The 25,518-nt window shown below is 37.8% G+C and carries 37 protein-coding genes; 33 read left to right on the top strand and 4 right to left on the bottom strand.

All coding sequences use genetic code 11. The annotated features are described in order from the left end of the window. The 3 genes from PCI70_RS11780 to PCI70_RS11770 form a co-directional block, all read right to left on the bottom strand. Positions 1 to 344, bottom strand: a 344-nt coding sequence (locus PCI70_RS11780) for a PD-(D/E)XK nuclease family protein (protein ID WP_269915535.1), incomplete at its 3' end; no start/stop codon positions are given. A 1-nt stretch (position 345) separates the two neighbouring features. Continuing rightward, positions 346 to 549: a hypothetical protein gene (locus PCI70_RS11775; protein ID WP_269915534.1), complete on the bottom strand. Its 204-nt coding sequence runs from the start codon at positions 547 to 549 to the stop codon at positions 346 to 348. A gap of 214 nt (positions 550 to 763) precedes the next feature. Then, positions 764 to 1,459 carry an XRE family transcriptional regulator gene (locus PCI70_RS11770; RefSeq protein ID WP_269915533.1) on the bottom strand — a complete coding sequence of 232 codons (696 nt, stop codon included), beginning with the start codon at positions 1,457 to 1,459 and terminating at the stop codon, positions 764 to 766. Between the two features lie 184 nt (positions 1,460 to 1,643). Here PCI70_RS11770 and PCI70_RS11765 point away from each other — a divergent pair, with 184 nt between their 5' ends. The 8 genes from PCI70_RS11765 to PCI70_RS11730 all read left to right on the top strand — a co-directional run bounded on the left by PCI70_RS11765 (position 1,644) and on the right by PCI70_RS11730 (position 4,931). Next, positions 1,644 to 1,877 carry a Cro/CI family transcriptional regulator gene (locus PCI70_RS11765; protein ID WP_269915532.1) on the top strand — a complete coding sequence of 78 codons (234 nt, stop codon included), beginning with the start codon at positions 1,644 to 1,646 and terminating at the stop codon, positions 1,875 to 1,877. Positions 1,878 to 1,880: 3 nt separating this feature from the next. Beyond that, the gene (locus PCI70_RS11760; RefSeq protein ID WP_269915531.1) at positions 1,881 to 2,168 is read left to right on the top strand and encodes a hypothetical protein; all 288 of its coding nucleotides are present in this window, start codon (positions 1,881 to 1,883) and stop codon (positions 2,166 to 2,168) included. Between the two features lie 69 nt (positions 2,169 to 2,237). Then, a complete protein-coding gene (locus PCI70_RS11755; RefSeq protein WP_269915530.1) occupies positions 2,238 to 3,203 on the top strand; it encodes a helix-turn-helix domain-containing protein in 966 nt (321 codons plus the stop codon). Then, positions 3,203 to 3,433, top strand: a complete 231-nt coding sequence (locus tag PCI70_RS11750; protein WP_269915529.1) for a hypothetical protein — start codon at positions 3,203 to 3,205, stop codon at positions 3,431 to 3,433. The genes PCI70_RS11755 and PCI70_RS11750 overlap by 1 nt, the downstream gene beginning before the upstream one ends. Beyond that, entirely contained in the window at positions 3,430 to 3,795 is a 366-nt protein-coding gene (locus PCI70_RS11745) for a hypothetical protein (protein ID WP_269915528.1), read from the top strand. The genes PCI70_RS11750 and PCI70_RS11745 overlap by 4 nt, the downstream gene beginning before the upstream one ends. Next, positions 3,792 to 4,022 carry a hypothetical protein gene (locus PCI70_RS11740; protein WP_269915527.1) on the top strand — a complete coding sequence of 77 codons (231 nt, stop codon included), beginning with the start codon at positions 3,792 to 3,794 and terminating at the stop codon, positions 4,020 to 4,022. Before PCI70_RS11745 ends, PCI70_RS11740 begins: the two co-directional genes overlap by 4 nt. Next, a complete protein-coding gene (locus PCI70_RS11735) occupies positions 4,019 to 4,414 on the top strand; it encodes a DUF559 domain-containing protein (RefSeq protein ID WP_269915526.1) in 396 nt (131 codons plus the stop codon). The genes PCI70_RS11740 and PCI70_RS11735 overlap by 4 nt, the downstream gene beginning before the upstream one ends. A 10-nt stretch (positions 4,415 to 4,424) precedes the next feature. Next, positions 4,425 to 4,931, top strand: a complete 507-nt coding sequence (locus tag PCI70_RS11730) for a hypothetical protein (protein ID WP_269915525.1) — start codon at positions 4,425 to 4,427, stop codon at positions 4,929 to 4,931. A gap of 134 nt (positions 4,932 to 5,065) precedes the next feature. Here the strand turns inward: PCI70_RS11730 and PCI70_RS11725 are convergent, their stop codons facing one another. Further along, positions 5,066 to 5,818: an HNH endonuclease gene (locus PCI70_RS11725; protein WP_442865218.1), complete on the bottom strand. Its 753-nt coding sequence runs from the start codon at positions 5,816 to 5,818 to the stop codon at positions 5,066 to 5,068. A gap of 401 nt (positions 5,819 to 6,219) precedes the next feature. On the opposite strand from PCI70_RS11725, the gene PCI70_RS11720 reads away from it, so the two are divergent. The 25 genes from PCI70_RS11720 to PCI70_RS11600 all read left to right on the top strand — a co-directional run. Then, positions 6,220 to 6,438 carry a hypothetical protein gene (locus PCI70_RS11720; protein ID WP_269915523.1) on the top strand — a complete coding sequence of 73 codons (219 nt, stop codon included), beginning with the start codon at positions 6,220 to 6,222 and terminating at the stop codon, positions 6,436 to 6,438. A 116-nt stretch (positions 6,439 to 6,554) separates the two neighbouring features. Then, positions 6,555 to 6,770, top strand: a complete 216-nt coding sequence (locus PCI70_RS11715) for a hypothetical protein (protein ID WP_269915522.1) — start codon at positions 6,555 to 6,557, stop codon at positions 6,768 to 6,770. A 223-nt stretch (positions 6,771 to 6,993) separates the two neighbouring features. Then, on the top strand, positions 6,994 to 7,188 hold the full coding sequence (locus PCI70_RS11710) for a transposase (protein WP_269915521.1): 195 nt from the start codon (positions 6,994 to 6,996) through the stop codon (positions 7,186 to 7,188). Positions 7,189 to 7,335: 147 nt separating this feature from the next. Then, positions 7,336 to 7,551: a cold-shock protein gene (locus PCI70_RS11705; protein ID WP_269915520.1), complete on the top strand. Its 216-nt coding sequence runs from the start codon at positions 7,336 to 7,338 to the stop codon at positions 7,549 to 7,551. Between the two features lie 189 nt (positions 7,552 to 7,740). Continuing rightward, complete coding sequence (locus tag PCI70_RS11700) at positions 7,741 to 8,019, top strand: hypothetical protein (protein WP_269915519.1); 279 nt, start codon at positions 7,741 to 7,743, stop codon at positions 8,017 to 8,019. Between the two features lie 41 nt (positions 8,020 to 8,060). Continuing rightward, entirely contained in the window at positions 8,061 to 8,498 is a 438-nt protein-coding gene (locus PCI70_RS11695) for a hypothetical protein (RefSeq protein ID WP_269915518.1), read from the top strand. Further along, positions 8,467 to 9,108, top strand: coding sequence for a putative metallopeptidase (locus PCI70_RS11690; RefSeq protein ID WP_269915517.1), 642 nt, complete (start codon positions 8,467 to 8,469; stop codon positions 9,106 to 9,108). The genes PCI70_RS11695 and PCI70_RS11690 overlap by 32 nt, the downstream gene beginning before the upstream one ends. Positions 9,109 to 9,166: 58 nt before the next feature. Beyond that, positions 9,167 to 9,655 carry a DUF2280 domain-containing protein gene (locus PCI70_RS11685; protein WP_269915516.1) on the top strand — a complete coding sequence of 163 codons (489 nt, stop codon included), beginning with the start codon at positions 9,167 to 9,169 and terminating at the stop codon, positions 9,653 to 9,655. After that, on the top strand, positions 9,642 to 10,895 hold the full coding sequence (locus PCI70_RS11680) for a phage terminase large subunit family protein (RefSeq protein WP_269915515.1): 1,254 nt from the start codon (positions 9,642 to 9,644) through the stop codon (positions 10,893 to 10,895). The genes PCI70_RS11685 and PCI70_RS11680 overlap by 14 nt, the downstream gene beginning before the upstream one ends. Beyond that, positions 10,892 to 12,319: a DUF4055 domain-containing protein gene (locus tag PCI70_RS11675; RefSeq protein ID WP_269915514.1), complete on the top strand. Its 1,428-nt coding sequence runs from the start codon at positions 10,892 to 10,894 to the stop codon at positions 12,317 to 12,319. Before PCI70_RS11680 ends, PCI70_RS11675 begins: the two co-directional genes overlap by 4 nt. A gap of 4 nt (positions 12,320 to 12,323) precedes the next feature. Beyond that, the gene (locus tag PCI70_RS11670; RefSeq protein ID WP_269915513.1) at positions 12,324 to 13,352 is read left to right on the top strand and encodes a minor capsid protein; all 1,029 of its coding nucleotides are present in this window, start codon (positions 12,324 to 12,326) and stop codon (positions 13,350 to 13,352) included. Positions 13,353 to 13,403: 51 nt separating this feature from the next. Then, complete coding sequence (locus PCI70_RS11665) at positions 13,404 to 14,111, top strand: hypothetical protein (protein WP_269915512.1); 708 nt, start codon at positions 13,404 to 13,406, stop codon at positions 14,109 to 14,111. Between the two features lie 114 nt (positions 14,112 to 14,225). Continuing rightward, the gene (locus PCI70_RS11660) at positions 14,226 to 14,990 is read left to right on the top strand and encodes a DUF6651 domain-containing protein (protein WP_269915511.1); all 765 of its coding nucleotides are present in this window, start codon (positions 14,226 to 14,228) and stop codon (positions 14,988 to 14,990) included. Positions 14,991 to 15,011: 21 nt separating this feature from the next. Further along, complete coding sequence (locus PCI70_RS11655) at positions 15,012 to 15,968, top strand: major capsid protein (RefSeq protein ID WP_269915510.1); 957 nt, start codon at positions 15,012 to 15,014, stop codon at positions 15,966 to 15,968. Positions 15,969 to 16,018: 50 nt separating this feature from the next. Next, entirely contained in the window at positions 16,019 to 16,588 is a 570-nt protein-coding gene (locus PCI70_RS11650; protein ID WP_269915509.1) for a HeH/LEM domain-containing protein, read from the top strand. Between the two features lie 4 nt (positions 16,589 to 16,592). Continuing rightward, complete coding sequence (locus PCI70_RS11645) at positions 16,593 to 16,970, top strand: hypothetical protein (RefSeq protein WP_269915508.1); 378 nt, start codon at positions 16,593 to 16,595, stop codon at positions 16,968 to 16,970. A gap of 4 nt (positions 16,971 to 16,974) precedes the next feature. After that, on the top strand, positions 16,975 to 17,340 hold the full coding sequence (locus PCI70_RS11640) for a glutamate 5-kinase (protein WP_269915507.1): 366 nt from the start codon (positions 16,975 to 16,977) through the stop codon (positions 17,338 to 17,340). 1 nt (position 17,341) lies between these two features. Next, positions 17,342 to 17,770, top strand: coding sequence for a hypothetical protein (locus tag PCI70_RS11635; RefSeq protein WP_269915506.1), 429 nt, complete (start codon positions 17,342 to 17,344; stop codon positions 17,768 to 17,770). Next, complete coding sequence (locus PCI70_RS11630; protein ID WP_269915505.1) at positions 17,767 to 18,162, top strand: hypothetical protein; 396 nt, start codon at positions 17,767 to 17,769, stop codon at positions 18,160 to 18,162. The genes PCI70_RS11635 and PCI70_RS11630 overlap by 4 nt, the downstream gene beginning before the upstream one ends. Positions 18,163 to 18,575: 413 nt before the next feature. Next, the gene (locus PCI70_RS11625; protein WP_269915504.1) at positions 18,576 to 19,484 is read left to right on the top strand and encodes a phage tail tube protein; all 909 of its coding nucleotides are present in this window, start codon (positions 18,576 to 18,578) and stop codon (positions 19,482 to 19,484) included. Positions 19,485 to 19,521: 37 nt separating this feature from the next. Continuing rightward, positions 19,522 to 19,953 (top strand): hypothetical protein, encoded by a 432-nt coding sequence (locus PCI70_RS11620; RefSeq protein ID WP_269915503.1) that lies wholly within the window; start codon positions 19,522 to 19,524, stop codon positions 19,951 to 19,953. A 68-nt stretch (positions 19,954 to 20,021) separates the two neighbouring features. Continuing rightward, complete coding sequence (locus PCI70_RS11615) at positions 20,022 to 20,249, top strand: hypothetical protein (protein ID WP_269915502.1); 228 nt, start codon at positions 20,022 to 20,024, stop codon at positions 20,247 to 20,249. 68 nt (positions 20,250 to 20,317) lie between these two features. After that, positions 20,318 to 20,584 (top strand): hypothetical protein, encoded by a 267-nt coding sequence (locus PCI70_RS11610; RefSeq protein ID WP_269915501.1) that lies wholly within the window; start codon positions 20,318 to 20,320, stop codon positions 20,582 to 20,584. A gap of 55 nt (positions 20,585 to 20,639) precedes the next feature. After that, positions 20,640 to 24,602, top strand: a complete 3,963-nt coding sequence (locus PCI70_RS11605) for a tape measure protein (RefSeq protein WP_269915500.1) — start codon at positions 20,640 to 20,642, stop codon at positions 24,600 to 24,602. A 44-nt stretch (positions 24,603 to 24,646) separates the two neighbouring features. After that, a partial coding sequence (locus tag PCI70_RS11600; protein ID WP_269915499.1) for a hypothetical protein occupies positions 24,647 to 25,518 on the top strand: 872 nt, incomplete at its 3' end.

Raw genomic sequence — 25,518 nt, 5'->3', positions numbered from 1 at the left:
CCAATAAATTTTTGGCTTGGTGCAATGTGTTGGATGTACTTTTCCATAAGTGAGGTTGCAATGTTTTCTGATGTATTTTGATCGACCTCAGACCAATCAATTTCTGTATTTTGTTCTTTCCAAATCTCTTGGAAGATCACTTCTTTACATTCTTCAATGTGTGGTTGTTCACCTAGCATGTTGAGGTAATCCCAACGACCAATGCTTTCGTGTACAGCTTGACCAATTTGCGAACGTGAAGATGATGGCATTTTTTTCTTTAGAAGATTTTTTGCTTCCCAACGTGCAGGGCAATCAAATAGATCTCCTAGAGAACTTGCTCTAATAGAGAAAATTCGAGACATATTAGACACCCCAAATCAAGCTAGAAAGTGCATAGGAAATTACAACGTACAGAACAAACATGATTACGATAACCACAACACCTTTGAATAGGTCGATGAGGTTGGCGATAAGAACATCTTTAAACGTGATGCGTAATTCTGATGTAGCAGGGGGGTGAGCGTTATAAAAACTTGCCTGTTGTGTTTTACGTTTAATTTGTTGCATAATTGCCTCGCAGTTTTCTGTAAAGCCCACGTAAACTTTGAACCGGATACGTGGGCTTTTTTTGTTTCGATGACAATTAATATAGTTAAAACTGTTTTTATAGTCAATAGTTCTAACTATATTTATAGATAAAACTTTTAAAATTGTTTTTCTGTGGCAAGAATTTAGCCAAAAAAAAGCCCGATACTATCGGACTTTCTTTTTTAAATTATTATTAGCCGGCTCGCCAAAACTGTTTACCAATAACTTTAAAACTTTCATAATTATTCATATGGACAGTTCTATCTCTGTATTTTGTATTAAGGCTATGTAATGTGAGCCTGCTATTTTCTTCCTTAAATATCTGCATTAGCATCAATTCACCCTCAAAATAGACAGCATAAAAATCACCATCTTTTATATTTGTAGAAGATATATCAATTGCAAAAATATCGCCTACTTTTACATAAGGTGATTGTGAATCATCGGTTGCAGTAATTAACTTTATATTTTGAATTTCAACCAAATATTTAGAAAAAAACTCTTGGTCAAAGCCTACTTTTTTTCCTGTTTCATTAAATTTTGTTTCAATTTCTTGCTCCATATTTTTTTTAAATACAACTTCAACTACATCTAAACAAATGCGATTTTCAATATTTTTTGCATTATTTAAAAGTGGTGTAGCTGAATTATCAAGTATATGACTAACTGCCTCATCAATATCTGATGAGTTCACTCCATTGGCTAACCAGTAGACATCTACACTTAAAACAGAAGCCAATTCAGCAATAAAAGCTGTCTTCTTTGTTTTGCCTGCTTCAAGTGCTTGGTAAGTAGGTTGTTTAATTCCAACAGCTTCGGCTACCTGTTTTTGATTAAGACCTACTTTTAAACGAGAGCTTTTAAGTCTTTGCCCCAATGTCGTTGTCATATGGATTCCGCAAGTAAATTCTAGGGTATAGCTGAAACTATACGTTTTATAGCAGAAACCTATTTTCTTGTAAATTTAGGTTTCTTAAGCCATTTTCTATAAAAATAAAAAGATAAAACTATATATTGTTGACTATTTATAGTTAAAACTATAAATTAATAAGAAATTTAAGGAGCATGTAAATATGCAGATCATTTATACCCAAATAGTTGATCATTTTGGGGATCAAAACAAAACAGCCAAAGCTCTTGGTGTAAGTCAAGCTTCTGTAAATGCTTGGGTAAATGGTAAAGCGAGTATGTCAGTTTTAGTTGCACTAAAAGCTCAGTGCATTACAGAAAATAATTTCTTAGCCACTGACTTATGCCCATCACTAAAGCAATTTTTTAAAACGATTAATGTTGTGCAGTTGAGTTAAAAAATGAGCCTTGAAAAAGAAGATCTTCGAATGAAGAACGATCCTGAAATTATGCATTGTTTGCGAGAGATTGCTGCATTTAATGGCATGGAAATAAGTAAACAAGCTTCTCTCCTGTTCGAAAAAATAGTCATGGGCGAATGGCACATCGTTAATTTAGCAATAGAGCGAGTAAAAAGACATGAGCGCATGCGGGCAGACTTGGGAGAGTTTGGTCAAAGCAATAATTCTTTTTATTCAGATAATAAAAAAGCCCGAGTTCGTACCTCAGGCTTAAATTGTTCACAGTGACGAGTAATCAAAAATGAACGAAGTAATATTACCACAATCAGTGGTTAAAACAAATACGGCGGTGCAGATATGAGTTTAGATGCAACTACTTGGGCTTGGAAGGCACCTGTGGAAACTTCATCGCAACGAGTTGTTTTATTATCAATGGCGGATCGTGCAGGTGAAGACCATACTGCATATCCAAGTGTTGCCCGATTGGCAAAAGACTGTGTTTTAAATCGCAAGACAGTAATGAAAGTAGCAGATCAATTAGAGGAGTTGGGTCTATTACAAGACACAGGGAAAACTCGTGGAAATGGGGTAAAAGTTTATCGATTAATTGGGGTAAATGGACGTGAAGAAATACCCTTAACTAGTACCAAAAGTGGTACATGTCCCAAAAATGGTACTAGTACCAAAAGTGGGACGGCGACCTGTACCAAAAGTGGTACTGCAACCAGTCCCAAAAGTGGTACACAGAATCTCCCAATGAATCTTTTAATAGAATCTAAAAATAAAAAAACTTGGTTTTCTTGGAAAAAACTTGAAGACGAGCTTGATTACTTGCAAGCCCCAAATCTGATTTCGGAAATTAAAAACGCATCTTGGTTTGAACGTGAGTTAAATCACTTTGAAAAATTTAACGCTAACAAAAATCTGACTGACGATGTGATGATTTACCACTTCGCTGACAAACTTGTTCAGGCGGTAGCCAAGTACCGAGCATTGGAATCTAAATCCAATCCTGTGCAAAACAAAAAATCTTCTTCTGAAAAACCGAAGCAAGCTCGTACGGCAGACCAAGATCAACAAGCACCTGTTGAGAAACCTAAAGCCAATGGCAAGCCACCGTTGTTGTCGTACAAGCAAGTTGGTCTTTTTGCCAAATTACTTGCTGAGTACGATCCCTTTGCAAGCAAGCATGCAGAACCTGGTGAACAAACCAAAGACTTAGAAAAACGTTTACGTATGAAGTTGGGTTCACCTGATTACGCTTTATCAATCTTAAAACACCTGCAGGCGGTTGGTTATGTGAATTATGGGTTGGTGTCGTAATGGGGATTTATCTAGGAGATTTAACGCAAGTGATTTGCTCCAACAGACAAAGCGCCGTGTGTGAAGCGTTGAATGCATTACAAGCAAAGTGGTCATTAGAGGCAATTGCTCAACAGTTAGAAATTGATGATGTGCTGATGTTAGATCTACAGCTTGCAATGCCAGTGAGTGATGAGCAGTTAGATGAAATTTTAAATAAGTTGGGGTTAAGTAAGCGAGGTGGGGTGTGAGCAATAAAGAATTACAAGTAGCTTTTGAAACGTATCAAGCAAGTCAGTATCCAAACTTAACATATGAGCAACTAAAAAATCATCTTGATGATAACGAGATTTTCTTGGAGGAAAGATATCCAGAAAGCTCAAGACGTGCTGAAGATTTTGAGGTTTATAAGGCGGCATGGCAAGAACAGCAAAAGAAGATTGATCTTGCAATTAACGTAGTCAAACGCTCACTTGTCACAGTTGAACACGCTGAACCTACAAGTAATTTGCTCGTAGATCTTAAGCATATTTTAGAAGCGGAACGTGTGGAATTTCTTGAGGAATGGATTGAGTTTGAACCTAATATCTCAGATGTGGAGGGTTGTCAGTGAGTAATGCACACATCACATTTCAGCATCAGCTTGATATTTTGGTTTACGCCGTGTATGCCACAGAACCTGTTACAGGTGTGGATCTAAGAAATTTTGTGGTTGATTGCGATAAAAGCCGTATGTCTAAGTATTTATGCAGTCTACAAGATGCAGGACTGTTAGAAAAAATTGATTATGCGATGTACCAAGCTACGCCGTATGCAAAACAGCTATTGGGTGCTCAATGAGTAGTATTTCATTGGCTGAATACAAAAGTAAGTATGCATCTACTCGTAAGAAGCCTATTAAACGCAAAAAATCGGGGGTAGGTGCAACAAAACGAAGTGAGGGCGAACAAACCCTCAGCTTACAACTTAAAGCCCTAAAAATCGCATTTCAAGAAGAATATCAATTTCACCCAACACGTAAGTGGAGATCTGATTTTTATATTACAGATACAAAGCTGTTAATTGAGGTAGAGGGCGGTATTTGGACAAATGGTAGACATACACGGGGTAGTGGTTATTTAGGGGATATGGAGAAATATAACGAAGCGTCAAAGATGGGCTTTACGGTTTTAAGATTTAGTACACAGCAAGTTAAGTCAGGATTTGCAATTAAAGAAATACAGCAGTTTTAGGGAGAGTAGAGTGAATATGCCAGTAACCATCATGCAAGCAACACAGTGGGATAAATACAGTTTTGAGGAGTGGTGTCGTCAGTTAGGTGCGTGGCTTAATGGTGATAATGAAACAATGGTGCGTATTGTAAAAGTGATGCCGACAAAGCGTATTACTCAAAAGCAAAGAGAAAAACTATTAGCGATGTACATGGCTGATGCTTTATTGGTGGATCGGCTTTGTAATCAGCGTAAAGGTACATGCTGTGAATTAGATTGTAATGAGGCTCGTGCAATTCAGCGTATATTTTTAGATATTGGCTCTGAGGATGATGAAATATTAAGTGATTGGGTAGCAGCTATTTGGTCACATTATGTGATGGGTAACTCAATTCGTAATATTGCAAAGAGTAATGACACTTATATTGCTCAAATACAGCAAGATATTCAGTGTGGTCTAGCATTTATTAAATGTCGATATCCTCATTTTAATTTTGAAAAATTCACTAAAAAAGACGTTGAGGAGGTTACTGCTTGACTGTATATACGGGTTATGGCATATTTGTGTAACAGTAGACAAACTATATTTAAGTGTTTACAAATCCTGATTAAAGCTCGCCAAATAGCGAGCTTTTTTATTAGCTAAAAATTTAATATATTGTGAATGTTAATTTAACCAATATCTTTTAGTAACGTTAAAACTTTTTGGGATAGTTTTTTACGATCTTTCGAACAATTAACTATGTGCATTTTTTTATGGCAATTAGGGCAAAGAGCAACAGTATTTTCTTTTGTATCTGGTCCACCTTGTGATAGCCATTCAATATGATGAGTTTCTAGATACGGTTGATTCTTTTGATCGAAAAAGGGAGCAGGTTTTTCACAAAGTTGACACACCCCCTTCGCTAATCTTTTAGCAAGTTCAGAAACTACAGCAGAGCGTATATAGGCTTTGGTTTGAGTGTTGCGATAACCTACTTTTTCTTTAGGAATTAAATTGGCTTCAGTTAATAAAGAGGCAACACTTTTTTTCTTAGCCTTTTTTATTTTCTCTAAATGAATCTTTTCAAAAGTATCTTTACTAACAACGTTATTAGATCTATCAGACAGTAATATTAATGGAAATACCCATACTTTTCTGGTGTTTTGGTCTTTATCTAATTGCTGATTCTGGTAAGGAGATCCATTAAGTTTGATTAGTCCCTGGTAAAGATATTCGGTATCTGTAAAGACTTCAAACAAATGAACTTTAACACCGTTTTCATTGCTTTCAGCTAAAGTTTTATTTTGTGAACTAAGTGACTGATCACCAGTTTGTCCCATTCCAGTATAATGTAGCTCATTGCCAATCCATTTATCTTCATAAATAGATTTTACATGATTACATATAATTACTAATGTATTGGTTGTAAGTGATCTACGCATACCTCCTTGGGGGGAGCACTTAAAATATTTACAAACTTCATCATTATTCAGAACAGTGCCAGGTTTTAAACTATCTAAATTTGCATTCATTAACTAAATATAAAGTAATTTCAGTAATCTATAAAATATCAATAAATAAGAAAAATTCTAAGGACTTTTTTCCAGATGATTTTCTATGAACATATAGCATATGCATAGTATAAAGCAGTCATTTATAGATTTATTAAGCCTATGCCAAGTGTAAGTAGTTACGAACAGTTAAAGCTCGCCGTGTGGTGGGCTTTTTTTATAATTCAAATTCTTCTAAAAACTTTTTCTTGTAACTTTAAATAGATATTCCTTTCATAACGTAACTAAACGTGCAAGAGTGATGTTTCTTGAAAACTAAATATAGAGTGTAGATGCCTACCAAATTGGTTTTACAAGATAATAAGGGAAACTATTTGGTTCTGAAAAAATTAACTGAAAACTTGGGAGATGAAATTTTAAATAGTTTTTGGGTAGTAGACGAGACAAGTGAGTTTTTTCCAATAGATTTAGCAAATAAATTGGATAATATATCTATCAAAGATTTTGTTTTATACGAGGAAAAAATCTTTACTGTCGTGTATGTTGAATAGCATTTTATATTTAATTTGGACAGCCGCCTTCGGGTGGTTTTTCTTTTTACTAGTGCATTATTTGAAATACTAGCTAAAATTGCTCATACTATATTTTTAAAAGAGTCAGTATAAGTATGAGTAATATCACACCCGATAATCAGGTTTATTTAGCGTTAGCCGCAATTTCAGCAAGTTTTGGTAAAGCATTAGCAAAACATAATCCTGAACTGAAAGATGATTTAATTCAAGAGTTAGAAAAAGTGTATATAGAAGTACGCGGTAGCGGTCTTGAAAATAATCAAGTGTTAGAAACTTTAGATTGGACAAAACACCTCTTGAACAAAGATTAGTTAGATTGTAGGAATATGTAACTATTGTAGATATTGATTGACTTAATAGCGTTAGGTACGTATAAAGAAATAGTTGAAAGCATATTGCTAATCATTAAATTTAAAATAAATAATTATTGTTTCTTAAAACTCATCACTTTCAGATAACTTTTAATTCCTTCTCAAATCACATACATAAGTATGTAAAACACATTGGTATACATTGGAAAAAATATTAAATCGTATGGCTATTGCAAAAAATGGTCATGAAATTGTTGTGACGCTTATTCCTAACGAAAAAAAGCAAAATACTTTAACAGGTTTCATAAACGTAGAAGTTGGTAAAAAGATTCTTCTACAATCAGGTCAAGAAGTAGAATTTAACTTGGATGGTAATAGTTTCTATATTGCTCCCAACGAAATGTATAAATTGGTTTAATTTTCGATCTAAAACATAAGTATTAGATCACCACTTACTAGAATATTGTTTATTTATCTTTTCTGCGTAGTATTTATTAATTTTAATTTCTTCGTACCTTTGATTTCAGATTCAATCTTCTAGTTTTACTAGAAAGAGTATACAAATATGTCAAACGTAATGAATGGTACCGTTAAATGGTTTAACGATGCAAAAGGCTTTGGTTTTATTCAAGCACAGGATGGTCAAGACGTTTTTGCCCATTTCAAAAATATTCATTCTGAAGGTTTCAAAACCTTAACAGAAGGACAGTACGTTCAATTCACAATGGCACGCGGTCCAAAAGGTCTACAAGCCGAAAATATTACTTCTATTTCAAATTAAAGTTTGAAAAGAAAAACCCACATCCTGTATGTGGGTTTTTTTATACCTATTTATTTAAATAGGTACAAGAAATATAAAATTGAATATTTACAAGAAGGTTGTCTTATCTATTACACATTTATAATAAGTTTATTGATTGCTTAAATTTTAGCAAGATAAAGCCTTCAATATTTTATTAGGAATAAAAGAATGGTTACTTGTTATTATTCAATGGAATACACTGTAAATGATGGAATTGAATTAACACCTTTTGAGTTAGAAAAATTGCCTGAGAATATGGATTATTTTTCAGATGATTGGCAAGAGATCGTAAATAATCTTGCGAAAGAAATTTACGAAAAACAAGGTTTAAAAGATTTTGATTTATTTATATTTTTAAATAAAGATTCAGTTAATTTTATAGCTGGAACAACATTAAATGTTGAGTGTATCCCGAAATTTAATTTTACACCTTGGGCAGCACTTTAAAATAAAAAACCACTTTCGGGTGGTTTTTTTATGGGTAAAATATGGACGAAAAACAATACAAAGCCCTGACTAAAAAACCACTCCCAAAACGTAAACCTCGCACGTTGCCACTGCCTAAAGCCAAACAATCCTATTTAGAAGCTGATGCAATCCTAACAGAGCAACTCAAGCAACACGGCGTTGGCTTTGAGCGTCAGTTTCAGATTAATAAAACTAAGCATTGCCGTTTCGATTTTCATATCGTTAAAAAACAAATATTGATTGAAATAGAGGGTAGTCCTTGGTCGGGTGGTCGCCGTGGCAAACTGAGCAATAAGGCTTGGAATATGGGACGATACGATGAAGCCGAAGAACGTGGTTATTATTGCGAACGTTTTCATCCTAACGCTGTTAAATATGGTTATGCCATTGCTTGGATACTTCACCAATTAAAAGAGGATGTTGTAGATGGAACAGATCAGACCATTTCCACCGACTGAGTTTATAGATCAGGCTGAACTTGAAGAAGCAATACGCTTAGTACCTGCACCTGATTTAAAACAATGGGTGGTTGATAATTATTTAAAAAATGATGGTCAACTCTATAACCCCGACCATGATCATATTGCTGAATTGATGGACGATGACGAAACCTTTTTAGCCTTTGCGTGGGCATCATCTGCCGCCGTATCTAAAAAGCGTATGGTACTTGGCCAGTGTGAAAAAGTGATGTTCAATCAAGGTGGTTGGAAAAAAGCACGACAAGAACAACAAATGCGTGATTGGTTCGGTTTTGTACCTGTTTATTTAATTACAGTTGATGCAAGTTTTTGCGAACGTGCCAATGATCGTGAGTTTTGTGCGTTGCTAGAACATGAGCTGTATCATATCGCCGTTGAACGTGATGAAGATGGTGAAGCAATCTTTAGTGAGCATACAGGCTTACCAAAACATTACTTGGGTGGTCATGATGTGGAAGAATTTGTGGGCGTGGTTAAACGTTGGGGTGCAAACCAAGAGATTAAACGGCTTGTTGAGATTGCGAAGAATCCGCCGTTTGTTTCAGATTTAGACATATCAAAGTGCTGCGGAAATTGTGTAGTGAACTGAGCTGTAAGGCTCTTTTTTTTGCCTACTTTGTTTTACGTAGTTTTACAAAGAGGTCATTATGGCAATTTTAAAAGAGCCTATAAAAATCTTTATTGTTCAATCGCTTGCTCGTATGGATACCCCTCAACAAGTTGCTGATGCGGTAAAACAAGAATTTGGGGTTGAAGTTGAGCGTCAGCAGGTCGCTTCTTATGATCCAACCAAAGCCACAGGTAAGAATTTAAGTAAAAAACTGCGTACATTATTTGAAAAAACACGGCGTGAGTTTCAGGAAAACGTATTAGATATTCCATTGGCCAATAAGGCATTCCGCTTAAAAGAGTTACAGGATATGTATACCAATACTGGTGGTAAGCCATTAAACCGTGTCATACGTCAGAAGCTACTTAAGCAAGCAAAAGATGAAATGAGTGGTCATGATACGCAGCTTCTTAATAATGCTTTATTACGTTTAGAACTTGGGCGTAAAGAAGCTGAAGATAAAGAAGATGATGACAGTACGATCAATATTAATATTGTGCGTGTAGGACGGCGTGATGGATCTTGAATTTACACTGACTGAACCACAAGATGATTTTGTATTTAGTGATGCTCAATATCCATTATTTGTCGGTGGATTTGGTGCAGGGAAGTCAGAGAGTTTGTTTAAACGCTTACTGATCCAAAAGCTCACGTATCCTAAGCTCAACCAAGGTTATTTCGCACCAACCTATGACTTGATCGGTTTGATTGCCTTTGCTCGTATATCAGAGCTATTAGATGAATGTGGACTAAAATTTAAGCTCAATAAGTCAGAAAAGGTGTTTACGATTCGTGGCTATGGTCAAATTATTTGCCGTACGATGGAAAATCCTGACTCAATCGTGGGTTTTGAAATTGCAGACGCCGTAATAGATGAATTAGACACGCTTAAAACAGAACATGCACGGAACGCATGGAATAAGATCATTGCTCGATGTCGTCAGCGTAAACCAAATAACGGCGTAAATACCTGTGCTGTAGGGACAACCCCTGAGGGTTTTAGATTTTGCTATGAGCGATGGGAAAAGAAAGCGAGTGCCAAGTATGTATTATACCGTGCCCCAACCATGTCTAATCCTTATTTACCTGATAGTTATATTGAGGGTTTACGTGAGTCATATCCGCCACAGTTATTAGACGCTTATCTTGATGGTAAGTTTGTCAATCTAGCAAGTGGGGCGGTTTATCCTAATTTTAGTCGTGCGCTCAACCATACCAATGCAGTGATTGAAAAAAATGAACCTCTGCATGTAGGTATGGATTTTAACGTTTTAAAAATGGCAGCAGTGGTATCAGTCATTCGTAACGGCGTACCTTACGCTGTAGATGAACTTACAGGGGTACGTGATACACCTACAATGGCACAGCTACTAAAAGAGCGTTTTCCTGACCATAAAATCAAGATTTATCCCGATGCGGCAGGACAGGCAACATCATCTAAAAACAGTAGTGAATCAGATCATACAATATTACGTCAGGCAGGTTTTGAACTCGTGGTGAATGGTACAAACCCTGCAATTAAAGACCGTTTAAACGCATGTAACGCCATGATTTTAAATGCTCAAGGTGAACGCCGTATTTATATCAATACAGATAAGTGTCCGAATCTAACAGAAGCACTAGAACAGCAAGCGTATGACAAGCACGGTATGCCTGATAAAGAGGGTGGTTTTGATCATGTAAATGATGCATTTGGTTATTTCATTGTGAAACGTTTTCCGATCATTAAACCATTAACTTCACTCAAAATAGGATTTGCACGATGACAGCAGTGGCTTATACGCATCCTGACTATCAACAAAACTTACCCTTATGGGTGAAAGTTGAGGATATATGTCAGGGTCAGCATCAAGTTAAAGCAAAAAAAGAGAAATACCTAACACGGCGTAACCCACAAGATGCGTCAGAAGAAGCGACACAGCAGTATCAAACATACCTCAAAAACGCCGTATTTTATGGGGTAACAGGTAAAACATTAGGTAGCTTGGTCGGGGCTTCATTTTCTCAGTTACCTAATTTTCAACGTCCTAATGCTTTGGAATACTTAGAACGTAATGCCAATGGTCAAGGGGTAAGTATTTACCAATTGGCACAGTCTGCATTGCGTTTGGTGCTTAAAAATTATCGTTGCGGTTTATATGTTGATTATCCATCGGTTGCGCCGTCACGTACACAGGCAGATGACAAGGATAAAAATGCGTATGCCATGATGCATGTGGTTCCTGCGACTAATATCATTAATTGGGATACAACGGTTGTTGGTAACCAGATTAAGCTCTCGCTTGTCGTGCTTAAAGAGATTGTTTCTGTACGCGGTGTGGATGAGTTTTCGCGTACTACGACAACACAATATCGCGTATTGCGTTTAGAACAGAATGATCAGGGTCAGCATGTTTTTACCATTCAAGTCTATTCAGATGATGGTAGTGGCTTACTTACAGCGCAGAATAAACAGATCCCAACCGACTACCAAGGTAACACTTGGGAATATATCCCATTCACTTTTATTGGTGCAGTAGACAACACGGCGATGATAGACAATCCGCCGTTACTAGAATTGGCTGATTTAAACCTTGCTCACTACCAAGATTCAGCCGACTTTCAAGAGTCGGTTTATTTTGTGGGGCAACCTCAGTTTTCTATGCCTGAAGTAACCGATGCAATGTACGACTTAATGAAAAAAGATGGCTTATACATTGGTTGTAAAAATGCATTTCCGACTAAGCTAGAAATGGTACAGGCACAGCCCAATACATTGTCGCAAACGGCAATGGATAAGAAATGGGAGCAGATGAAGGAGCTAGGCGCACGGCTTATTGAACAAGGATCTGCTAATAAGACAGCAACCCAAGCCAATAACGATGATGCGGTACAACACTCTGTTTTATCGCTTTGTGTAGTGAATATTAATAGTGCCTTTACTCAAGCTTTGCGTTGGGTCGCACGTTTCTCTGTACCAAGTCCAGATTTGATTAAACCTGAAGATCTCATTTTTAGTATCCCACAAGAATTTAGTAAGCCTAAATTTGATGGTGATCGTGCTAAGCAATTATGGGAAGCATGTTTATCTAATCGTTACCCATATAAAGGGTGGTACGATTATCAACGTACAGGTGTGATGCCTGATTATTCTTGGGATGAAGTGCAGAAACTAATTGAAGAAGAAAAGGCAAATGAGCCTATCGGGTGATTAGATGGATATTAATGCCTTAATACAACATCAAGCCTATCTATACCGGCTTTCGTCAAGTGAAGTGTCGGATCTAATAAAACAGTTTGATGATCTATCTAGTGTGATGCTACTACAGCTTTTAGATATACTGAGTGAGCTATCTAGTGCTGAGCGTACGGCGTTAATGGCAGGGCAGTACACAACGGTACAGCTTAAAGAGGTTCGTACATTAATACAAACGTGGCAACAGTCAGTCAATACAGTATTAATAGAAGGCTTTCAGGTCAGTGCTACGGCATTGGCTGTGTATGAAGCTCAGTACATCGCTCGTCAAATCGGCAAGAAGATTAAACCTAATGGCGATAAATTAATGCTCAAAGCTAAAGAAACGCCGTTGAGTGGTGGTGCTTTGCTTGATTCGTTATTTAGTAAGTTATCGGCTGATACTAAGGCACAGGTAGAAAATGTATTACGTGATGGTTTGTCGTTAGGACAAACTAATGAGCAAATCGTACGCCGTATTAAAGGTACCAAGAAGTTAGGTTATGCAGATGGACTGCTTAATCAGACTCGAAGCTCTATTGATGGAATTGTGCGGACAGCTCGTTCGCATGTGGCCAATGTGACTTATAGCGAAATATACAAGGCATTAGGTACTGAGTATCTTAAATTTGTTTCCGTGCTTGATAGTCGTACGTCTAAGATGTGTGGAAGCTTAGATGGTACTGTGTGGGAAATTAATAGCCCTAATATTCGTAGACCACCTTTGCATCGCCGTTGTCGTTCTATTCTAGTAGGTGTAGATAAGACAGGTGAAACATTAGGGCAACGTCCATCAAATAATGGTAAAGACATCAAAACGGTGGATAGTAATACTTCGTTTAAAGATTGGTTTGCTGACCAAGACGAAAAGTTCCAAAAGAATTGGTTGGGTGCTGCGCGTTTTAAGATGTATCAAGATGGGAAATATAGCTTTGATAAGTTTTTTGATCCGTTGTCTGGGCAGATTTTTACATTGAAAGAATTAAATTTATTTGACAAAGGTATCTAGATTGATTTTTTATCCAGTATATTTGAAATTAGATAAATTTGAGGCAAAAAGATGACTCAAGATAATACTATAAATATATTGGCTAAACTTTTTCAAAAAAAACAATATATGGAGGATTTCTTAGATGGAAATTTACATATAAATCATCTTGGTTATTACTTTAATTTAGAAAGCGGTAATTTAAAAGACACCCAAGCAGATCGGTTAGAGGGAGTAACTAGGCAGTCTCAACCAAAAGATGTAAAAATCTCTTTTAATATTCCTGGCACAGAAGAATGGCATACCATTCCTGCAGAAGATCATGCAGGACCTATCTATTTACAAGATGAATACTTATTTAATCTAAAATGTTTGTGCTTTTATTCTCCAACTATATATTTAGACAATTCAGATAGTGTAAAGAACCAGTTACTTATATCAAAAAAAATGCAAGATGATTTTGGGGATTTTATTGTCTTTTTTCATAATCCATCGGAGTTTTTAAATCGAGTTCAAAAAGCTGTGAAGAAAAATGGTTATGGCTACAAGTCAAATAGAGTTAACTACTTTTCATCAGTCGATAATTTCCAAGCTTGTGATAGTAGTAAGGGATTTGATAAGCGTGATATTTTTTCATTCCAAAAAGAGTATCGGATTCTGATTGAAACTCTTGAGCATGAACCGACACCATTAAAGCTTCAAATAGGAAATATTAGGGATATATGTGCTTTTATGACAGTAGACCAATTTAATAATGATCTCAAAATTGATCTGAGCTAAAAGTAAAGCATTATTGTGAAACCACCTTCGGGTGGTTTTTTTATACCTGCCGAAAAGCGGATGCGGACGGCGTACCGAGTGGATACTCATTAAATAGTAAAGGTTGGATAACCCATGAAGATTAAAACAGTTGAAGTCAACGGCAAGCAGTATGCAGAGGTAAACGAGCAAGGCTTACCAATTTACGTGCATGACGATGGTCAAGAGATTGGCTTTGATGCATCCCAAGCAGTTACCAAAATTGGACAGCTTAATGCAGAAGCAAAAAACAACCGTGAAGCCAAACAGCAAGCCGAAACAGCATTAAAAGCCTTTGAAGGTTTAGATGCTGAAAAGGCTAAAAAGGCACTACAAACAGTTCAAAACCTTGATGATAAAAAACTGATTGATGCAGGTGAAGTGGAAAAGGTGAAAGCCGAATTGACAGCATCATTTAAGCAAACATACGAGCCACAACTTCAAGCAAAAGATAAACAGATTGAAGAATTTCAATCACAGTTACACCGTGAACTCATTGGCGGTGGCTTTGCACGTTCTCAATACATTCAAGACAACATCGCCGTGCCTGTTGATATGGTCCAAGCTACGTTTGGTCAAAACTTCAAGATTGAAGATGGTAAAGCAGTGGGCTATGACGCAAGTGGCAACAAGATTTACTCACGTAAGAACCCTGGTGAAGTTGCCGACATGAATGAAGCGTTAGAAATTTTAGTTGGTGGCTATGCTCATAAAGAATCAATCTTAAATGGTAATAAATCACAGGGTGGTGGCTTTGGTGGTGCAGGTGGTAACAAGCTTACTGGTCCTAAGTCACTAAGCGAATGTAAAACGCAAGATGAAAAAGTCGCCTATTTAAAACAACACAGCGAACAAGCTTAATTTAACGAAGGAGTAAGGCGTATGCCTTTTGATTTACAAGTATTCAATAAACAAACTTATCTAACAATGACAGAAACTGTTGCTCAGGACGTTGATAAGTTTAACGAAAGCTCACAAGGGTCGATTGTATTACTTAATCAACCAACTAATGGTGACTTTGATATTCAGGCATCATTCAAAAATATCTCAGGTTTGGTGCGTCGTCGTAATGCATACGGTGATGGCACAGTAGACTCTAAGCGTTTAGAGCAGTTGCTTAATGTTGCTGTAAAAGTTGCTGCAGGTACGCCACCATTAGTTTATGAAAAACAACAGTACCTTTGGGTGCAACAAAACCCTGAGCTTGCAGCATTAATGATTGGTGAGCAGTTAGCCAAAGCCAAACTTGCTGATATGTTAAATGCAGGCTTAATGGGTGCTGCATCAGCAATTGGCGGTAATACTGATGCAGTAGAAGGTGATGGTACGGCAGATCCTTCTTTTCGCTTGCTAAATAAAGGTGCTGCACGCATGGGGGATCGTGCAGGTGCACTACGTGCTTGGATTCTCCATTCAACTACATTACATAATTTATATGACAATGCTTTAACGAATACTGAACGCTTGTTCTCGTATGATGGTGTGAATGTTATTCAGGATTCGTTCGGTCGTGTCTTTGTAGTAACAGATTCGCCTGCACTTGCAACCACAGTAAATGGGGAGGCACATTACAACACCTTAGGCCTTGTTGAAGGTGCCGTGGTCATTAGCGATAACCAAGATTTTAATGCTGAATTGGTACCAACAACAGGTAAAGAAAACTTGGTATATACCTATCAAGCAGAATGGTCATATAACGTTGGGATTAAAGGTTACGCATGGGATCAGGCCAACGGTGGTAAATCACCAACCGATACAGCAATTGGTACGCCAACAAATTGGGATAAAACAGCATCTAGCATTAAAGATACTGCGGGTGTCTTAATTAAATCGAAGTAATGAACTGCCCCGAAAGGGGCTTTTTTAATGGTCTTTAGTGAGTTAAAAACATGAAGAAAAAGAAACTTTGGTTTACCGATGACTTCTCACCGGCGAATGTAGCCAAACTACAAGCGGAAGGTTGGATTCTGCGTAAAGCATCGGCATGTCATGCATCAGATACGGTAGAAAATTGTGATGAAGTGGGTGGTGATGTACCTAAGCAGTACAATGAAACGGTAGTCGCTTTCGATGTAACCGAAGGCTTTATCCCTGTTGAACAATTTGATGCTGTAAATACCGAATTGGTAGAAACTCAAGACGAATTAGCAAAAACTAAACTTAGTCTTGATGATGCAACTAAGCATACTGCTGATTTGGAACAGAAGCAGGCTGTACAGATGACTGAGTTTGAGCAGCAAAAATCAGGGTTAGAAACGCAGCTTGAAACCCTAGAGCAAGAAAATACGTTATTAAAGGCGGACCTTGCAGAATTATATAAACTGCAAAATAAACCTGCGGCAGTGGATCCAAGCACGTTAAAAGTTGATGAACTCAAAGCATTATTAACTGAAAAAGGTATTGAGTTTAAACCCAATGCAAATAAAGAAGAATTACTTGCTTTAGTGCCGAAGGAGTGATGCCATGAGTTTTATCACAGCAGACGATGCAGACAGTATTTTAGGTAGTAGCTTTGCACCTGCAGGTGATAAAGCTCGCCTAGTATTACTTGCAAACACTTGGATGAAGAATCAAATTCGTTTTGTACCTAAAACGATTTCTGACAATCTTAAACTTGCATCATGCGAGATCATTAAAGGGATTCTGTCAGGTGATCTGTACGGCGGAACGGATGAAAAGGTCTTAAGTAAAACCGTATCAGCCCAAACAGGTACATCGGTGAGTAAAACTTTTGCTGAAAATAGCCGCAAGGTATCGCAGTTTGAACAAGTTGCTTTAGCACTGATTGATGCCGAAGACATCCGTAAGCCAATGTTTACTATTCCACTGACACGGAATTAATGATATGCGTGACGAACTACAACAAGAATTAGCCGAAGCCTTTAATGATGACTTGGCAGATGCTTTAACGCCGTTTAGTTGTACGCGAGTCGTTCGTACAGGAAAGTTAAACCCTGCAACAGAAAAGTATGAGCATCAAGAGACTATACAATACGGCGGACGTTGTATTTTAGGTAATTATCTTAAAGATACGGTTAAGCCTGAAAATTACCAAGTGGATGATGCGAAGGCGTTACTTCTACAGAATGAAGTATTGGTGATACCTAAAATTAACGATGGGTGGTTGATTGGTTCTGATACATACAAAGTAATTAATGTATCAAAAGATCCTGTTAGTGCAACGTGGTCATGCCAATTACGGAGAGCATAGTATGTCTAATTCAACTTGGTCGTTAAACCCTGCTGACTTTATGAAAACAGTTGAGCAAGATCTTACAGCTCATCACAAGAAGATGGCCATTGATGCTTTAACGACAGTTGTAATGCAAAGCCCTGTAGATGATGGTGCATTTAGAGCAAGTCACCGACTGAGCATTGGTAGTCCTGACTTGTCTTATGATGAAAACCAAAAGGATAAGTCGGGTGGTTCTAGTATTGCCAAAGGTAACGCGATGCTACAAGGCTTAGTACCATTCACCACGGTTTATATTCAGACTAATTCACCGTATGCCAAAGTAATTGAATATGGTGATTTTACCGAAAAACCCGAAACAGCTAAGACTATTGGCGGTTACTCAAAGCAAGCACCCCACGGTGTATATGGTATTTCATTTCAACTCGTTAAGGCGAAATATACATGATGACACTCACACAAGCTCATACTGCTTTAATTGAGCGTGTGAGCCAATTTACAGGTATTGATCAAGAACGTATTCAATACACTCAAATTTCTAATGATTTTATGGTACCGCAAACAGGCTTATGGTGTGCCGTAGATATTTTAGGTAGTCAATCAGTGATTAGTGGTTTAGCAGATCAACCATTAACACGCCGTATCTCAATGCTTCAAATCACATGCTATGCACGTCCAAACACAGGTTTAATTGCATTAAATACGTTGGTAGATGATTGGCTTGTTTATCTTGAGTATTACCAAGTTGATGCATTGGAATGCCTTAATGCAGACGTATTACAAGGTGAAAATACTGATTTTATTGTGAGGTATATACAAGTCCCATTTCGAGTAAATTAGAACTTCAAGTTGTAGAACGCTGTTCTACAACTTAAACAACTAGAAGTGGTTGACTTCTTTGATACATACTTCAAATCACCAAATTTGGTGATTTTTATAAACAAAAAACCCGATGTTGGAAGCATCGGGTTTTTGCGTTCTTAACCCTAGAGGATCAAAAACTTAAATGTCTGAGACAAACAATAGCAAATTTTCTATGAAATTTCTAGGAGCTAAAATAGAAGCAATGAATCTACAGCCTAATAGTTTTGTAAAAATCTTTTGGCATCTTGCCTTTATTACAGTCTTTCTTATGGTGGCGTATTTAATTTATCAGATCATACAGCACTATTTTGGAATTCTTTAATATTACAAAATCAACCTAATCCGAGTCAAAGCACTCGGTTTTTTTACGTCAAAAAAAGGAGTAAGCCATGTCTAGTGGTGCTAAACAGGTCACACGCTACGGCGTAGAAACAGTAGTAGGGCAACAAGCCAATGTATGGCAAACCCTCGCATTTAAAGCCAATAGCTTAGATGCTAAGGCACAAACAGCCGAATCGACCACAATTAAAGATAGCCGTATCACAGGCGGTACGTTGGTTACAGGGATTGAAACAGCAGGGGATATTGAGACCGAATTTGTCTTTGGTGCTCAAGATGAACTATTAACGTGTATTGCCTTTAATGATTGGCATGACGGCGTTTTAACGTTTGGTGGTACACAGCGTAAGACATTATCTATATTACGTGGTTTTAATGACATCAATAACTTTCAAGTATTTACTGGGTGTCATCTTAATCAATGGGCGTTATCTATTTCCGATAGCGGTATTGTTACTTCTAAGTTCTCCCTAATGGGTATGGGGCGTAAAGCATATACCAAGGCACCTGATGGTGATGTAAAGCCTGCACCTGACGCAACGCAGTTCACAAGTTTAGACGTGGGTGATGTGCTTCTAAACGGCGCAGTACAAGTAGGTATGTGTGTCACGGCGTTGGATCTCACTATTGATAATGGGATGCAGGTTCAGAAATGCTTAGGTAAGAAAGACAGTAACGGTATTGGGGCAATCCTTGAAACAGTCATGAAGGGTTCAGGTAGTTTAACCATCGCATGGTCTGAAAAGACTGCAGAGTTTTACGAGAAGCAATTTATCAATGAGCCGATTGGAATTAGCTATATGCTGACTGATAACAAAGGTAATCAGTACATTTTAAATTTACCCAAAGTGCTGTTATCTGCGCCGTTACCAAGTGGCTCAGTATCCGATATTTTAACCACACAATTTAGCTTTACTGTCGCTGATGTTGCACCAACTATTACTCGTAAATTTGCTTAATGAATACGCCCCTTAGTTGGGGCTTTTGGGAGTCTATATGATTGTTAATATTGAAAAACCTAAATCTGCTGAATACGCTAAAGAATGGGTGGAGTATAAACCCGGTGTAAAATTTCTTATTGCAGAACTGCGCCGTCCTGCTTTTGGGCGTAGTCTTGAACTTAATAATATCCAAGTTGAACAAGAAATAATGGGGGTTAAAGAAATTACAGATGACTCATCTTTGGTTGCACAAAAGGCATTTTTACGCAGCGTATCATTCTTAATTTTAGATTGGACAGGTTTAGATATGGCAGATAATACGCCGTTTAAATATAGTAAGGAAAATGCTGTACTACTTTGTACTCAATCGCAAGAGTCATTAGTAATTGTGAATTTTGTGATGATGCATGCCAAACGCTTAAAAGAAGGTGTTCAAGCGGAGCGCGAAGAAGAAGTGGGAAAGTCGTTAGATATTACGAGCGATTAAGTTCTAATTGGTCTAATGATAAAACTAAAGCAATTTACAAAAAGTTAGGTAAAACCCCGCCTGATGATTTGAAACCTAGTTTTACTGCATCTCATATCATTGGGGCATTTGGGCTTATTTCCAAAGCAAGGCGATATATTGCAAGCTACTCAGGTGCATCTATACCGTTAGGCTTATCGCTACAAGACATTCAAAGTTATTTTGATGTGTTTGGCTGTGATTTAGATAAAGGGTTATTTATTGAATGTATTTTTGCACTTGATAAGGTGGTGTTGGATAAAGCCAATAGAAAATAGGATTATTTTAAGATGGCTTTTTTTTGCTCTACACTTTATATTCTTTTAATATTTTGAAGGGGATAAAAATGTCAGAAGGTATAAAAGAAAGCGATACATGCATGACGGTTGGTTGGGCAATTATGGCAATAGGTGGAATACTTGGTTTGATCGTCATTTTCTTTTTTGGTCGCGTTGAAATTGGTGGTGGTATCTATTCAGAAGCAAAAAAAGTATGGTCCCCAATCATCGTTGGTGTAGGTATGGGAACTATTTTAAATGGTCTCATAGTCGGTTATTTATTTCAAAAAATTGCTAGTATTTTGAAGTACCATGAAAAAAATCGTAATGGTTAAAAATTATTAAAACCCACTCACTGAAGTGGGTTTTTTATTGTCCGAGGAAAAGTAAATGACAGAAGCAAGAACTCGCCTTGTAATTGAATTAAGTACAGACAATGCGCGACGCAATGCTCAAGCGATGAGTGATGCGTTACGTCAAACAGCACAAAGTGGTGATCAAGCATCACAATCTGTTAACAGCCTTGGGCGATATTTTATTAATAGTTCAGGTGCAGTGGTTGGTGCAACAGGTCGTTTTGTATCTGCGTCCAATGCTGCGCGTGATTTAGGTATTTCAGTTAATCAGCTCAACACAACCTTGCCACGCTATCAAGGCGTAGCAAATGGTGCAGGTCAAGCATCTCAGAGCTTGGGTTCAGCTTTTAATAGCTTAAATAGCAATGCTTTAAATTTGGTTAAGACATTTGGTGCGTACATTACAATTTCAGAAGCTATCGCACGTTCTGATATGTATACAGGTCTACAAAACCGACTCAAGCTAGTGACGCACTCGCAGACCGAACTAAGCCAAGCGATGAACGATACATTTAACATCGCCCAAGCAACAGGTGCACGTTGGGATAGTACGGCACAGGTCTATCAACGTTTTGCAGACAATGCTAAAACGCTTGGTATTAATATGAAACACACCGCTCAACTGACTGAAACTGTATCTAAAGCTATTTCAATTAGTGGTGGTAGTGCCACAAGTGCAGAAGCGGCACTTACGCAATTTGGTCAATCTTTGGCTTCAGGCGTTTTTCGTGGTGAAGAGTTCAATTCCGTGGCTGAACAAGCACCTGGTCTTTTAAAGGCGCTTGCGTCAGGTCTTGATGTCAATATTGGTCAATTGCGTAAAATGGCGAATGCAGGGCAATTAACGGGTGATGTACTTGTAAAAGCGTTAGATAATTCTAAAGAATCAGTAGATCAATTGTTCGGTAAAACAGATTTTACCATTGGTCAGTCGTTTACGATGTTAAGTAACCAGGTGACTAAATTCATTGGTGAATCAAACAAAGGGACAGGCGCGGCTTCAACTCTTGCAAGTAGTATTCAAGCATTAGCAAATAATTTTAATCTAGCCGCGAATACCACTATTACCGCATTTACAGGCATTTTAACGGCGTTATTAGTCAAACAAAGTATAGCTCTAGGGGTAACAGTTACGGGTTGGTACGCTGAAACTGCGGCAATGGTTGCAAGTAATGGTGTAAGAGCAACAAGCATTGCACTATGTCGCACCCTATCAACCGCTTTACTTGGTCCTGTAGGTTTAGGATTGGCGGCGGCAGGTGCAGCGGCATCTTTTTTAATTATGCGAGATAACACGGACGAAGCAAATAAAAAGCTAGAAGAACAGACCGCCGTGGCTTATCAAACAAAAAAGGAATTACTAGCATTACAGGGAGTTCAAAAACAAGGGGCAGTTGATGACTTAAAAACAGCTTTTGAAGCACAAAATAAGGCAGTAAAACAAGCAGGCTATTTGTTTAATGCACATATCATCGATTTGCAAAATATGTATCGTTCGAGTGTTGAAGTAGTCGATATTTCAAATCAGGTACGTAATGGCACGATGAGCCAAGCGGATGCAATTAAAAAATTAAATGATTTAAAGTTCATTACACCCGATCAGCTTAAACAGCTAAAGCAAGATAATGAGAATTATAATGAAAAAACTTCAATTGCTAAGAAGTGTGCGGAAGCTCTAGAAGTCTTTGGCATTAAAACTGAGTTGGCAGGAAATAAAGCACAGAATGCTATTGTACCGATTGCAAGTAATACTCAAGCATTGAATGATAATGCAACTGCAGCCGGTGCAGCAGCGAATGCAATGAATAAGTTTTGGGAAAGTCAAAGAACTGATGCAGTTCAAGCAGTGTATAAAAATGGATTGTTAGATAAGGGTTATACAGCAGAACAAGCCAATGCGATTTGGAAAGGTCAAGAAAGCAAAGGTATGGAGAGTGTTCTTACACAACAAGACATTGATAATATTCTTGAAACTGTTCGTTTAACCGAGAATTTAAAAGCACATGAGAAGGAGATTACAGATGAAAAGAATAAACAAGCAAAGTTAGCAGAAAAACAATTAAAAACTTTACAAGTAAGTGCACAGGTTCAGGCAAACGCTCAAAAGTATAACTTTGCAGGACTTGAACAGAAGTATGGGCTCACAAGTGGTTTACTTACATCAACCCATGCGATTGAAACAGGTAATACAGGAAAAACCAATCAGCTTAACAAAAGTAGTGGTGCACTTGGTGGTTTTCAATTAATGCTAGGCACTGCAAAACAATACGGTGTAACTGACCGCACTAATTTGGCTCAATCAGCGGAAGGTGCGGCTAAATATTTTCAGTATTTACTTAAAAAGTTTAATGGCAATTTGGAAAAGTCAGTACGTGCATATCATGCAGGTGAGGGCAATGTTCAGCGCGGTACAAACCTAGGTAAGTTTAACAATGACTATTGGGCGAAAACTCAAAGTTATTTAGGTGGCCTTTCAGGGTATAACGGATCTAAAAAAGATTTTAGTTCATCTTTAGCTGACCAAATAAAGTTGATTCAAAAGGCACAGGAGGAAACCAAGAAACTCAAGGAGCAATATGATACAGCTGATACAAAGCGTGAGAATGATCATATTGAGCGCATGGCAGATCTGCAAAAACATGGCTTAACTGAGCAGATGAAGCAAGAGGAGATTAACTATCAAGCTCAAAAAAATCTAAGTAAGCTTCAGCGTGAATACGATCTCAATGGCTTTAAAATGACTGAAGATGAGAAATTGACATACTCAGTTAATATCAAAAAAGCAGAGGCTTATGCTGATACAAAGCTTGGAAAAATTGAAAAGCAATTAGCAATTGAGGCAATAGATGAAAAGTACGGCGAAGAACTCGCTCAAATCGAAATTGCTAAAAAAGAACGTTTGTTAGCTGCAGAAGAAATCTTTAAAACTGAAAGCGAACTTGTGATTGCACGTTATCAACTTGAAGCGGACAAAATTAAGTTGATGCATATTTCTGATGAAGAACGTCTTAAATTGCAAGAAAGTAATAACGTGAAAATCTTTAGAGAGCTAAATAAAGATCATAACGCCGTGGGTCAAATTGGTCGCTCTGCACAGTTAGATATTTTGCAAAAGAAAAATCCAAATGCTTATGCGCAATATGATTTACAGAATCAGTATGAGGTAGATCAGGATGGGCTATCAAAGGCATATGATAATCAGATTGGTGCCTTAAATGAAAAAGATTTTAAAGATGAGGGCGATCGTTATCAGCAATTACTAGAGGCTGATGAGCAGTATTTACAAGCAAAGCAAGCACTTGACGAAAAGTACGCAGAAAAAGAGAAGGAACTGAGATTCACACAGTTACAGATGAATTTGAGTTACGGCGAACAAACATTCGGATCTGTGACTAGCATGATGTCTGATGCATTCGGAAAACAAAGTGCAGCATATAAAGCTGCTTTTACTGTGCAGAAAGCATTTGCAATTGCATCTGCAACACTTGCAATGCAACAAAATATTGCCGAGGCATCAAAAATTGGTTTTCCATATAACATTCCAATGATTGCAGCAGCAATGGCACAAGGAGCTTCAATAGTTTCTAATGTTTCTGCTATTGCAACGGAGGGCTTTAGTGAAGGTGGTTATACAGGTCATGGCGGTAAATATGATGTTGCAGGTGTTGTGCATAAGGGTGAAGTCGTTTTCTCCCAATCTGATATTGCACGACTTGGTGGTGTAGGGTCTGTAGAAGATATTCGTACAGGGCGTAAACGTGGTTATGCTGATGGTGGCTTAGTTGGTGATATACCACCTGATATTTTAAATCAAGTTAATGTTAGTTCGACTCCACAAAAAGAAGAAGCTAATGTAACACCTCAAAATATTCATATCTTTAATCATATGAATCATGAGGACATGCTTAAACAAGCACTTGCATCGCCGTCTGGCACAAGAGTTCTTATCAATTGGATGAATGAAAATTCGACAGCCGTAAGAAATGTTGCGAGATAGCTAAAAAACCACCTTCGGGTGGTTTTTTTACGTCTGGAGTTTTTATGATTATCACAACAAGTTTGGGCAAACTTGCCATTTGTCCTTATCGTCCACTGATTGAAGCGGTAGAGAATTGGCAGTACGTTACAGATATTTTTGAAGCAGTGGATAGTACAGAGGAGCGTATCGCACTGCGTCAGCTTCCACGGCAAACGCTGAAATACAGTTATGCCATGGGTGTAACTCAAATCCCTGCGTTCTTCAATTTGTTCTATGGGGCAATGCGTAGTCAATGGGCGGTGCCAATTTGGTTTGAGGGGCAGACACTGAGCAATGTATCTAAAGATACGCTAGAGCTTAACTGTACCACCTCACGCTATACCTTTTCCAAACTTGCATTGCTTTGGCAAAGTCCTGAGAAATGGCAAGTATTAGAAATTGATTCGATCAATAGCAACAGCTTAACGCTACACAGTGCAGTTACCACTAATTTTGATGAATGCCGACTGTACCCCATTAAAGTGGGTTGGATCTCGGGTGATGTCAGTCGCAATATCTCAGGGATTCATTGTGTTGCATCAGCTACTTTTGTCATTGATGACTTGCCTAATATTGCTGAGGAAGTACCTAATGGAACGTTTAACGGTGAGGACTTGTGCTTTAAAAAGTTATTGCTCAATGGTGATACGCTAGAGACTACATTGTCACAGCAACAAGACATCATCGACTTCGGGCTAGGACTTGCCGTACAGCGTACAACATGGAAAACCCCACGTTTTGCTAAACCCTGTCGCAACATTCTAAAGAACCAACAAGAGCTGTTTGAGTTTAAGCAGTGGTTGGTCAGACGTATGGGGCAGTATCGTCCGTTTTACATGCCAAGCTATGAGAGCAATTTACGTTTGGTGAGTCTGAACGGCAATAGTTTGGTGGT

The organism is Acinetobacter sp. HY1485 (assembly GCF_027568475.1).
GTDB lineage: Bacteria > Pseudomonadota > Gammaproteobacteria > Pseudomonadales > Moraxellaceae > Acinetobacter.
Note: the sequence above shows the minus strand (reverse complement) of the source record. Positions and strands in the feature narration are given on the sequence as shown.